Source organism: Clostridium celatum DSM 1785, from assembly GCF_000320405.1.
GTDB lineage: Bacteria > Bacillota > Clostridia > Clostridiales > Clostridiaceae > Clostridium > Clostridium celatum.
This window is the reverse complement of the sequence record NZ_KB291688.1, coordinates 1-12,372: the sequence shown is the minus strand read 5'-3', so window position 1 is coordinate 12,372 and position 12,372 is coordinate 1. Positions and strand designations below refer to the sequence as shown.

At 24.6% G+C, this 12,372-nt stretch carries 13 protein-coding genes; 4 read left to right on the top strand and 9 right to left on the bottom strand.

What is annotated here, in order from left to right; genetic code table 11:
- Nucleotides 1-299: 299 nt before the first annotated feature.
- The 4 genes from HMPREF0216_RS13375 to HMPREF0216_RS13360 form a co-directional block, all read right to left on the bottom strand.
- A complete protein-coding gene (locus HMPREF0216_RS13375) occupies nt 300-1,814 on the bottom strand; it encodes a HAMP domain-containing sensor histidine kinase (protein WP_005215227.1) in 1,515 nt (504 codons plus the stop codon).
- The gene (locus tag HMPREF0216_RS13370; RefSeq protein ID WP_005215225.1) at nt 1,798-2,466 is read right to left on the bottom strand and encodes a response regulator transcription factor; all 669 of its coding nucleotides are present in this window, start codon (nt 2,464-2,466) and stop codon (nt 1,798-1,800) included. The genes HMPREF0216_RS13375 and HMPREF0216_RS13370 overlap by 17 nt, the downstream gene beginning before the upstream one ends.
- 160 nt (nt 2,467-2,626) lie before the next feature.
- Nucleotides 2,627-3,295 (bottom strand): ABC transporter ATP-binding protein, encoded by a 669-nt coding sequence (locus tag HMPREF0216_RS13365; RefSeq protein WP_040419966.1) that lies wholly within the window; start codon nt 3,293-3,295, stop codon nt 2,627-2,629.
- Between the two features lie 13 nt (nt 3,296-3,308).
- Nucleotides 3,309-4,793, bottom strand: coding sequence for an ABC transporter permease (locus HMPREF0216_RS13360; protein ID WP_005215222.1), 1,485 nt, complete (start codon nt 4,791-4,793; stop codon nt 3,309-3,311).
- A gap of 206 nt (nt 4,794-4,999) precedes the next feature.
- Here HMPREF0216_RS13360 and HMPREF0216_RS13355 point away from each other — a divergent pair, with 206 nt between their 5' ends.
- Nucleotides 5,000-6,043, top strand: coding sequence for a serine hydrolase (locus HMPREF0216_RS13355; protein ID WP_051040727.1), 1,044 nt, complete (start codon nt 5,000-5,002; stop codon nt 6,041-6,043).
- A 119-nt stretch (nt 6,044-6,162) separates the two neighbouring features.
- Nucleotides 6,163-6,408 carry a DUF2273 domain-containing protein gene (locus HMPREF0216_RS13350; protein ID WP_005215219.1) on the top strand — a complete coding sequence of 82 codons (246 nt, stop codon included), beginning with the start codon at nt 6,163-6,165 and terminating at the stop codon, nt 6,406-6,408.
- A 151-nt stretch (nt 6,409-6,559) separates the two neighbouring features.
- Here HMPREF0216_RS13350 and HMPREF0216_RS13345 read toward each other — a convergent pair whose 3' ends face one another.
- The 4 genes from HMPREF0216_RS13345 to HMPREF0216_RS13330 form a co-directional block, all read right to left on the bottom strand.
- Complete coding sequence (locus tag HMPREF0216_RS13345) at nt 6,560-7,834, bottom strand: L-cysteine desulfidase family protein (RefSeq protein WP_005215218.1); 1,275 nt, start codon at nt 7,832-7,834, stop codon at nt 6,560-6,562.
- A gap of 145 nt (nt 7,835-7,979) precedes the next feature.
- Nucleotides 7,980-8,351, bottom strand: coding sequence for a hypothetical protein (locus HMPREF0216_RS13340; protein ID WP_005215217.1), 372 nt, complete (start codon nt 8,349-8,351; stop codon nt 7,980-7,982).
- A gap of 294 nt (nt 8,352-8,645) precedes the next feature.
- On the bottom strand, nt 8,646-9,380 hold the full coding sequence (locus HMPREF0216_RS13335; RefSeq protein WP_040419963.1) for a phosphatase PAP2 family protein: 735 nt from the start codon (nt 9,378-9,380) through the stop codon (nt 8,646-8,648).
- A gap of 340 nt (nt 9,381-9,720) precedes the next feature.
- On the bottom strand, nt 9,721-9,954 hold the full coding sequence (locus tag HMPREF0216_RS13330; protein WP_040419961.1) for a hypothetical protein: 234 nt from the start codon (nt 9,952-9,954) through the stop codon (nt 9,721-9,723).
- Nucleotides 9,955-10,137: 183 nt separating this feature from the next.
- On the opposite strand from HMPREF0216_RS13330, the gene HMPREF0216_RS13325 reads away from it, so the two are divergent.
- Entirely contained in the window at nt 10,138-10,860 is a 723-nt protein-coding gene (locus HMPREF0216_RS13325) for a polysaccharide deacetylase family protein (protein WP_051040726.1), read from the top strand.
- Between the two features lie 144 nt (nt 10,861-11,004).
- Here the strand turns inward: HMPREF0216_RS13325 and HMPREF0216_RS13320 are convergent, their stop codons facing one another.
- Nucleotides 11,005-11,247: a hypothetical protein gene (locus HMPREF0216_RS13320; RefSeq protein ID WP_005215210.1), complete on the bottom strand. Its 243-nt coding sequence runs from the start codon at nt 11,245-11,247 to the stop codon at nt 11,005-11,007.
- A gap of 278 nt (nt 11,248-11,525) precedes the next feature.
- Between HMPREF0216_RS13320 and HMPREF0216_RS13315 the strand changes: the two genes are divergently transcribed.
- A complete protein-coding gene (locus HMPREF0216_RS13315) occupies nt 11,526-11,921 on the top strand; it encodes a carboxypeptidase-like regulatory domain-containing protein (protein ID WP_005215208.1) in 396 nt (131 codons plus the stop codon).
- Nucleotides 11,922-12,372 lie beyond the last annotated feature (451 nt).

The window sequence follows — 12,372 nt, the reverse complement described above, 5'->3', positions numbered from 1 at the left end:
AATGTGTCCACTACTTTATACTAACACCAGATCTTAAACATGTAGTATTTCGTTGCAAAAAAGAAATAAAAAAGCAAAAGAATTAACAAATAATCATAATATAAAAAAGTTTGTGATATTATTGAATGTAATATCACAAACTTTTTTATATCAATATCTTTATAACTTTTATAAAAACTAGTATAAAGGTTTCTATATTTTATAAGTTTAATTACTATATCTATATAATATTAACTCTATACCATTTTAAACTTATGCTAGAAAAATACTCTACCTAAAACAAAATATATATTATAAATCTAAAATTTTATTTTAAATATTACTGAATTTTCTTTTGATTCAATTGAATAATTTATATTTTCATGCTTATCTAAAATAGTTTTTACTATATAAAGTCCTAGCCCAGTCCCTCCTGTTTTTCTATTCCTAGATTTATCTACTCTATAAAAAGCATTGAATATTTCACTCAGTTCATCTTTTGGAATTGTTACTCCAGTATTCTCCACCAATAATTTATGTTCCTCTAATCTAATAATTAGCCTTTCTCTACTTGGTGAATAATTTATAGCATTTTTAATTATATTAGTAATAACTTTTTTAATTAACTTTTCATCTGCAATTATAAATATATCTTCTTTAATATCCTCTTCTACCCTTAAATCTTTTTCTTTAATAAAAAATTGTAATTCATTTACTGTATTTTTTATTAAATTACTTATATTTACTTTTGTAAATTTATATTTAAAATTAACATTTTCACGTTCACTTAATTGAAGAATTTCTTGAACTAATTCTCTCATTTTTTGTATAACATCATAAGATTCTTGTAAATATTTATCTCTATCTTTATATTTACCTATGTTATACATCATTCCTTCTAATTGCCCACTAACAATAGTAATAGGTGATTTTAATTCATGTGAAATAGTAGCTATAAACTCTCTTCTTTCTTTTTCTAGTTCTCTCTCAACTTCAATCTCTTCTGTTAATTTAGAATTTATCTTTTCTAACTCTTCAAAAGATTCCTTTAAATTTGTATTCATTAAATTTAAACTACTTGAAAGTTGTCCTATCTCATCTTTACCTTCTATTTCTATAACATTATCAAAATCTAAGTTTGCCATCTTTTTAGCAACTGTATTTATTTTAATCAATGGTTTACTTATTAATAATGCATAAAATGTAGATACAGCAAATGCTATTATTACAATTCCTATTACTGCAAAAGGGAAAAATAATTGCATACTTTTAGTTGCTTCACTTATAGGATCTTCTGAAACATGTACTATTAAATTATATACATCTTTCATTGATTTTACATATATTTCTTCATCTAAAGTTAAAGCATCCTTTTTATTTCTTAATTTATATAACTCATCTGTTTGTTGCCCCTTTTGTTGCTTATATAATTGTTCTCTATAGTTATTAAATCCTATTTGAGGAATAACTCCTGTAAAATCTTCTAAAAACGGAATTTTCTTAGGGTTGTTAATTCCATCTTTAAAAGATGAATATATTATTTTATTTATATAGTTATATTCACTTCTTTTAACTAATACTACATCTACATTATTTTTATAGGAAAAATCATCTAAAACATCATTTATTTCTGCATTTTCATTATTATTAAAAGTAATCTTTACTGCTTCAATACCACCTTTAATTTTACCAATTTTATATGCCTCATAAACCTTAGGCATAAATAAATACATAAATATGTATAATAAAGAAAAAGATATCAATAGTATTAATGTGCTCCATATAAATATCTTTTTCTTTATACTTAAATTTCTCCATTTATTTTTCAAGAACATATCCTACACCTTTTACAGTTTTTATATAATCATACTGAATTTTTTTTCTAATATTTTTCATATGTGCATCTATAACTCTTGTATCTCCAAAATAGTCATACCCCCATATTTTTTCTATAAGCATTTCTCTCGAAACTACCATTGGGTAACTAGTTATTAACAACTTTAATATATTAAATTCTTTTAAAGTTAACTCTATTTCCGTATTATTTATAAAAGATTTAAAAGTTTGTAATTCTAATTTTAACCCTTCAAATTCTAATACCTCACCATTTTCCTTACTTTCACTTTTTCTTCTAAGTACAGCTTCTACTCTTTTAATTAAAATATTAAATGAAAAAGGCTTTGATATATAATCATCTGCTTCTAATTCAAATCCTTTAACTTCACTTTCTTCATCTCCTAATGCTGTAAGAAAAATAACTGCAATATTCTTATCTACTTTCTTTATCATTTTACATAAATTATGCCCATCAAGCTTTGGCATCATAACATCTAAAATAGCTAAATCATAACTATTTTCTTTGAATTTTTCATATCCTTCTAATCCATCACTAGCAGTATCAACTATGTAATCTTGTGAAGATAAAAACTCTACTATTAATTCTTGTATTTGACTATCATCTTCAACAACCAATATTTTATAACCCATATGTTCCTCCAATAAATTTTATAATTATTATTTATTTTACCATAGCACCATAACTTAAATACTAAATTCATAAAAATTTCAGTTATAAAATAACTCTATCTTAGTATATTTATCTTATAAATACTAAGACAGAGTTATTTTTAATTGTTTTATAATAAAATTATTTTTTAACTTTAAGTAATTTTTTATTTTTAACTGTATATATTTCATCTGATTGCATTGCAATATCTTTATTATGTGTTACCATAATTACTGTTTTGCCTTCTTTGTATACTATATCCTTAAATAATTCTATAATTTCATCAGATGTTTCTTCATCTAAATTTCCTGTAGGTTCATCTGCAATAATTAAATTACTTTCACAGCATAGAGCTCTTGCAATTGCTACTCTTTGTTGTTGTCCACCACTAAGAGTAAGTACTTTTTGCTTTGCTTGATCTTCTGTTAATCCAACTCTTTTTAATATATTTAATGCAACTTCTTTATTATCCTTTCCTTTTATTCCTTTTATAGACATAGCTGATGTAATATTTTCTATAGCTGTCATATAATTTAATAGGTTATACCCTTGAAAAATTATAGATGCATATTTATTTCTATACCTTTCTAATCCAATTTCTTTTAAATTGCTATTATTATAAAAAATATTTCCACTTTTTTGAGTATCTAGACCTGATGCAAGAGATAAAAATGTTGTTTTTCCTGAACCAGATGCCCCTATTATTGTATAAAATTTTCCCTTAGTAAAAGATACATCTATATTATCTAAAATTAATTTACTATTATCATATGAATATGATACTCCTTCGAATTTTAATATTTCTTCCATACTATTCATCCTCCTAGCTATGTTTACTTAAAATAGTCTTTGGATTTAATCTCATTATTGATATAGACGGCATTAATGTAGCTACCATTGCTAATAATAATGAAAGTCCTGCCATTTTTCCAAAGTCACCTACATTCATATTTATATCTAAAGTATCTATAGGCTCTACACTTGATCCGCTACCTATGCCTAATGCTACATTCATTGAGCCCTTGTTTGGCCTTGCCATTTCTTGACTTTGCATATTATCCTCTACACTAGTTATTTCATTTTGTATTAACTTGCTTCCAATAACATTACTTATCGTATTTCCACAAACTCCTGAAACACCAATTGCAACTACTAATACTATTACAATTTCAGCTAATAATTGATATACTATTTTACTTCTCTTTTCTCCAAGGGCCATTAGTATTCCTATTTCATGAGTTCTATCTTTTATTGATAGCATTATAATAAGAGCCAATATTACAGCTCCAAAAACTGTTACTAATATTAATGTTGTATTTGAGAATGATGCAACATTTTCTATTGGTCCCATCATAGTTTCATATGCTTGATTATTTGCATCTAATTTATAAGTATTAAAATCAATAGATGTATTATTTCCTTCTTCTATAAAAGCTTCAACATTAGCTGGATCATTTAAGTAAAATACTATACTATCAACTGCATCTTCATATCCTTCACCTTTAAATGTATTAACTAATGTATATGGTGCATAAATTTGGTTATAAGGCAGCATACTAGTCATTCTATATGCCATTTCACTTATTTCTGCTGTAGATTTATAAATTCCTACTATTTCAACTTCTATTGTTGACGTTTCATCTTGTGGATTTACTAATACTACAGTACTTCCAACCTCTAAATTGTTTTCAGTAGCAAAAGTTTCTTCAATCATGATTACATTACTATTTAAATCTTCATCTGTTATTTCTCTACCAGTAACTAATGTATTTTCTCCACTTAATGTAGCTGATGAAGTATTAAAATCATTTGTTCCAATCAAAGTAAAGTCTCCTGTAGTAATACCCATCCCTGGCATTTTATCTCCCATTGATGGTTTTTCAGCACTACTTGCACTTTGTTCTATAACTTCTTCTGTTTCTTCATTTCCAACTGCTGTGATATTTTCTATATTCGCATTACTGCTAGTTGTTGCAGAATAACTTTCCACATATTCCGATGTAACCAACTCATCTAAATATCCAAGTGGTACAGGCGTCTGAGTAAATTTCATTCTTTTTGCGTCTTGTCCACTTCCTTGACTTGATGATTGCTCTCTTTGTGCTTCCATCATCTTTTGTTGATCTACAGTTAATGTTACTGTAGCTCCTAATTCTCGTCTTGCTAAAATTGCAGCTTCTTCTGTTGCAGATTTTATACTAAATCCAGCTAGAACCACAATACATACAGTTAGCATTACTGCTAATACAATTATAGTTCTACCAACTCTTTCTTTTAAGCTTTTTAATGCTCTAAAAATAAAATTCATCTTTTATCCTCCTAATTATTTTAAGTTCATACATATGATGATTTAATTGTCTTTATTTCCCATGAATCTTATCTGAATTTAATCTATGTTTACATATTAATTTTCTGAAGAAATATTCAGTATTTTATTTATTATTCTTCATTCTTTGTACACTTTCCCGTATTAATATTTACTTTGTAATATTAAATTTTGTGGAGGCCTTACCAATGAATATAAATACATTACATAAAAATAAAAAACTTAAGTTAAAATTATCATTATTTACACTATTAATATCTTTTTTAGTCTGCTATTTTCTTTTAACACTTATATATAAACATATAAAAACTAATTCTGAATTAATTATTAATTCTACTGATACATTAGTATCTTCAGAAAGCATAGTATCTAGTACATCTTCATCTAGGTTTATTACTGATTCAAAACAATATGAACTTACACAAGCTTCTCAAGCTTTGACCTTATCTATAGATGAAATTAACTATTATTCATCTTTATCTTATAATGAACGACTTAATTTTCTTTTTAATAACTCATATTCCTTAAAAGATAGAATTGAAGTATTTTTAAGTACTGATATCCATAATGTAGGTTTAATTTATTACAATTTAAAATCTAACGAAGAAATTTCCATAAATTCAGATAGTATTTTTACAGCTGCAAGTACATATAAAGTTGGGTTGAATTTATTGACATATTACTTAGCATCAATTGGTGAAATTAATTTAGATGATGAGATAAGTTATATATATGATGATTACGAAGAAGGTACCGGTGTATTGTATTTACAAGATTATATTGGAACATATACAATTCAAGAATTATTGGATTTATCTATAATTTATTCTGATAATATAGCAACTAATATGGTTGGTAGATATCTTGGTGGGCATACAGCTGTAAGAAGTGCACTATATGATTTACTTGATATAGAGTTTATTACTAGTGAAAATTTAATTACTCCTAATATAGAACTAAAAATCTTACAATACATTTATAACAATAGGTACTTATCAGGCTTTTCTCATCTAATAAATACCTTAACACAAACTGATTTTTCTGATAGACTTGATAAATATATTCCCTCAAACATAGTTGCTCATAAAGTTGGGACTATTGATACTAATATCCATGATGTTGGAATAATATTAACTGATGAACCATATATACTTGAAATATATACTTATGATTTACAAGATGCTGAAGAAAAAATAGCTCAAATTTCAAAAGCTATTTATGAATCTTATTAATAAATTTAAAAATTTTATTTTATGAATAATTTATCTTTTTATAAAATTATTTCCATTAATTATATTTTATACTATAATTTAGTTATGTAATTTCTAAATTTATTAAAGGAGGTCATCTCATGAGTAATAGAAGTACACGTAGACAAAATAAAAATAAAAACAAGAAAAATGTTGAAATACCAAATTCATTATCTTACGGAACTGTGATAGGTTTAATTGTTGGTTTAATCATTGGTTCTGTAATATTCTTCTTTACTGATAATATGTTTTGGCTAGCATTATCTCCTATAATTTGCTTATTTATAGGTTTAGGTATTGGTTCATACTTTCCTAATACAAAAAAATCATTAAAAAAGCATTCTTAAAATAGTCCTAAATCTTTAATTTATAACTTATACTGTTATCTATAAGTTATTTAGTAAATATTAGCTAAAAAAATGATGATATACTCTTATATAAATCTTTTGATTTTAATAAGCTATATCATCATTTTTATTTATATATTTTTAAAATAAATTAAGCTTCCAACATTATTTCTAGTATTTCTTTATCAGTTTCTTTCATTCCATCTTTACCAAGTCTACCTACTGCATTTATTGTTGATTCTATATTATTTTTTAATATTCCTGTATTTGAATCATAAGCTTTATCAGCCATTGCAATGTAATGTCCCATCATAGCTGCATCTACACTTGTCGCTATTTTAGCTCCGCAAGATGCTTTTGCACCATCACATACTATGCCTGATATATTTGCTAAGGTATTTGTTATTGTTTTATTTATTTGTTCTAGTGTACCTCCATCTAAATAAGTTATTGTAGCCCCACTAGCACAGCCTGCACTAACTGCTCCACAAAAAGCTGAAAGTCTTCCTATTCCTGTTTTTTGATGAATTGTTATAAGATTAGAGAATACTAATCCTCTATATAATTTCTCTTGTGGTAATTTTTTTTCTCTAGCATATATTATGACTGGTATAGAACTTGTCATTCCTTGATTTCCACTTCCTGAGTTAGTTACAACCGGAAGAGAACTTCCACTCATTCTTGCTTCAGATGCAGCTGCAGCATATCCTTTAAGCTTAGCAACTATGGAATGTGGATAATTTTCTAATATAATCTTTCCAATTCCAACACCATAAGTTCCCTTAAGACCTTCTTCTGCAATTTTAATATTATATTCTATTTGCCTATCTAATATCTCTTTTACATCATCAATATTTACAGTATTTGCAAACTCATAAATATCTTTTACATTTAATATACGTCTATCAACAAATACTCCTAAATACTTATTATCATCTTCTTGATTTTCAAAAATAATTTGTCCATTTTTAACCACTTTAGCAATATTATTATGGGCATATTTTATTTCTACAATTGCGCTGTTTTCTCTACAATATGCTTCCATTATTATATGTAATTGCACTTCTGAATTTAGTCTTTGAACCTCACAAAAGTCTTCATTTATTAATTGTTGTGCCTTTTTTATATGTAATTCTGAAACATCATTTATAACTTCTAATTCCTTACTTGCATCCCCTGCTAAAACACCAATAATAGCACTTGCTTTAATTCCAACTAAACTTCCTGTATTAGGTACAGTTACACACATGGCATTTTTAATTATATTTCCACTACATTTTGCAATAATTCTTTCTGGATTTTCTCCAAGTGTTTCTCTTACCTTTGCTGCAGCATATGCAATTGCAATAGGCTCAGTACATCCCATAGCTGGTACTAACTCTTCTTCTAATATTTTTATATAATTCTCATATAAATTTTTATTCATTATGTTTCCCTCAATCTCGTCATATTTTTAGTATTTCAATTAAAAATATATCTCTCCTAATATCTTATTTTTATTATAAGCCCTTTACCATATAAATTCTATACCATTAATAAATTAAAAATCTATTCATATATTTTTTGATATTTTAGCTTTTACAAAAAAATAAGAAGTTATTTAAAATCTTCTTATTTCTATTGTGATTTATATAATTTACAGCTCTCATTTTAAATCTTTCCAATTCCTTTAAATTATAAAAATGATTTAAATCAGATACTAAAAATAATCCATTCATTATTAAATATTTAAGATCTCTTAAATTATTATTTTCTTCATCAGTTACTGTTATCTCATCACTTTCAAATTTTAATGCTTCAAACTTCCCTAAAGCACTCTTAAGATTCTCTATAATTTCTTCTTCAGTAAATGATTCAAAATTATTAATAACTAATTTATCAATAAAACTAATAAAATCATCATTTACTTTTTTAAACTTTTCATATGTATTTAATAAACTCATATTTTACCTCTTTCTAAAATCAACTTTTCATAATATTAATTTTATTATATAAAATTACATTATTCAATTCTTCGCTAAAATCTTTTAAATTGTCCAATTATAAGTTTATTATATAATATACTCATATTTTTCTTTATTCTTACATATATTTACCTAAAGAGTAATTTTAATAATATAATCCATAAATCTCATAAATACTCCTCCTTAAGTATAAATTTAATTTACAAACGTTTATGGATTTATTTAAAAATAAAGGATTCTGAGTGGAAAGTTTCAGAATCCTTTATTTTTATTTTATTTATTAGTAATCCTTTCTTCATCATTTATAATGTTTTTTCTTCTATATTTAACAATTATTTTTTCTTTAATTTCATATGGAAAGTTTAACATTCTATCTAGTATATTTAATTTTATTTTATTTACAAAAAACATTATAATTTCACATAATACTATAGATATAAATATATCTATAACAAAATGTTGTTTTATAAAAACCGTAGATAATATTATCAATACTCCTATAATTTGAGTATAATAAAATACCTTTTTAGAATCTTTATATTTAGTATACCTCATTATATAATACGTAGTTAAAACATGTAGAGATGGAAAGCAATTAAACGGCTTGTCTATTTGATAAATTAAATTAACAATCCAATCAAAAACAGTTTTATTATCTACTCCAGGTCTATTTATTTCTGTTGGAAAAAAGTAATATATTAAATAACATATACTCATTCCAATAAAAAAGGATATAAACGTCTTTATATATTCTCTTCTTGATTTTACTAATATAAAAATAAATCCGATAACTATATAAATATACCAATATATATATGGTATTACGAATATTGAATTAAACTCTATATAGTTATCTAACTTAATGGTTAAATCGTATCCTTTTTCACTAGTATGACTAGCTAAAATATAATTAATATTTATTATGGGTATAATCAAAAACCATATCAAATCCAATATTTTAATTTGACTTTTCTCTGAAAATTTTATTGTATCTAAATTAATTTCCATATAGCCCTCCCCACTCTCCTTATTATTCAATTTCTTCATTATTATTGTACGTTCACTTCAATTATTTTTATTACCATTTCTATATTGTAAATAACAAAAAATCTCCTTATAATGAAATTTACTTAGTAAACTTCATAATATTTTATCAAGTAAACTCTAAATATTAATTTCAATATACAGAAAAGCTTATAGTTTCTTGTACATAAAAAAAGTCCTTACACCTTAATTACGCTGTAAAGACTATAAAATATTTTAAAATTTTAAATATTTAATCTATATTATATTGTACTTTTTTTAATACTTATAAGTACTCTTATTTAAACTTCCTTTACTGCTATTCTTAACTATCCAATAATTTAAACATTTCTGCTACTGACTTTTTAATACTATCTGGTAAATTACTTAATGCCTTTTGTCTTTTTCTTTCATCTTGTATTTGAGCTATTCTCATTATTTCTTGTTGTAAACCAGGAGTTCTATTTAATTCCCCTAATAATCTATTAAACTTCTCTGCAAAAACTGGATCTTCATTCATTTTTCTATTTACTCTCATGATAAGTTCATATGGATTCATACTTTGTACTCTCCTTGAATTCTTTATAATTTTATAATATTCTTCAAATTTATAAATGTTCATTATTAAACTTATCATATATCATAAATAAATAAGTTTTTGTACATTTTATTTATTTGCCTTGCATAAATGTTGTCCTAAAATGAAAAACTATTTAAAAGATTTATCTAAGGAGATGTTTTTTTGGGATATTCATTTAACAAATTTTTATTATGTATATTTAAACTTATTATATTTTCAACAATATTGACTTTCTCTTATAATTTCCAAGCTTTTAGCGATGATAATAAAAAAATTGTTTATCTAACTTTTGATGATGGACCTAGTAAAAATACGGAATTAATTTTAAACATTTTAAAAGAAAATGATGTTCATGCAACATTTTTTATAATTTCTCCATATATAGAACCACATATAAAGTTTGTTCAAAGAGCTTATGAAGAAGGAAATGCTATAGGTAATCATACTGCTGATCATGAATTTGAGCATATTTATACTTCTGAAGATGCATTCTTTAAAAGTTTTAATAAGCAACAAGAATTTATTAAAGATACAACTGGATCTTGTTGTACTATTTTTAGGTTTCCTGGTGGATCACATAATACTCTTGTAAGAAATGCCAGAGGAAAAGATTTTACTGCTAATATCACAAAAAAGTTAAATGAACAAGGAATTAGTGTTTATGATTGGAATGTTGATTCTGGCGATGCTAAAGGTAACAATATTCCTGCTAGTGTTTTAATTAATAATGTTTCAAAAAATCTTAAAGATAAAGATGGTAATTATAAAAATCCAGCTATTATTCTTATGCATGACTGTATGACAAAAAATACTACAGTAGAAGCTTTACCTGGAATAATTAAATTACTAAAAGATGAGGGCTATACATTTGAGATATTAAAATAATTAATTTATTAAATAAATTTTACAATACTAAAAATTATTTCTTTCTCAAAAAAAATAAGAGTTTTGTATTACTTGTTTAAGTAATTTTTTACAAACTCTTATTTTTTTATTTATATAGTTTTATTATTATAATAATCTATTATATTAATAGTTTATACCTGCAGCAACAATATTTTCTTTATCTCTTGAAGAACATGGTGTTACTCCATAAGTCATTTCACAATGAGGACATTTATCTACTAATATTTTCATAGTAAAAGTTTTTCCACAACTACATTCTATTTCATGTGGTGTCATTAAAGGAAAATCAGCTTTACCTTTACTTCTTACTAAATCAACTACTGCCTTTCCATCTTTTTTATTCATACTTCCACATCCACAGCTCATTAATATTCCTCCTAAACTTACAAAAATATATACATATTATATACTCAATTCTAAATTTATTCAGTAACATCTGTTACAATAATCACTTTTATTTAATATTTTTTATAATTATATAACGCCTTTTTAACTTTAATATATAAATAGACCACTTTTTCTCTAATTTTCAAAGCCTTAAAAGCTTTTAGTAATTATTCTAATAATTTTTCAAAATAAAAACACATCATTTTTATATAACGAATATACTATAGTATATTATTTACACTTAGGAGGATAAGTTTATGAGCGGAAGAATAGGAAATTGCACTTTTAAAACTGGTAGTAATCAACAAATAGATGCAGTTGCAAGGTTACCAAGGGAAAATAGGAGTTGTATATTTGGTACAGTTCTTGATGAAAATAACCAACCCGTAGTAGATGCTGTTGTTAAATTACTTCAAGTTGTTGATAATTGTTCTTACCCTATACCACTAACCCATACTTTTACTGATAATAATGGACAATTTTTATTAGGTCCTTTATGTCCAAATACAACCTATATGTTAAAGATTTATAGTGACAACGTTCAAATTGTTCGTAAATGTCTAAAAGTAAATTGCCATACTGGTTCATGTATAAGTGCTAACAATCCAACAACAACATCATCATCTGATAATTCATCAAACTGTCGATGTTAATTTTCTTCTTTTAGATAACAATTTCATGCAGAAGATAAACTCTTTTAAGTAAAATGGGTAGCAACGCTACCCATTTTACTATATAAAGAAATTTTTAATTTAACTTCATCTCTACCTCTGCTAAAATTAAATAATATTGTAATAATAAACTTTTAGGAATTTGTATATAAAACTTTTCTATTTTATTTAGCATGTTCTTTACTTTATTGTACATTATACATATGCAATTGTAGCATTATTCATTAATCTTAAAAACTTCTCCTAATTATTTTCTTTTTCTCATAAATCTATATTTCTATAAAAATAATAAAATATTTTTAATTTATCAAATTTAAAATTTCATAATAATAAAATATAGTTATCGCTTAATTTTTTTATTTATCCTATTTATAATTTATTATTATATTTTTTATAATTTATTTGGTCTTATGTCAATATTTTGGACACAAAA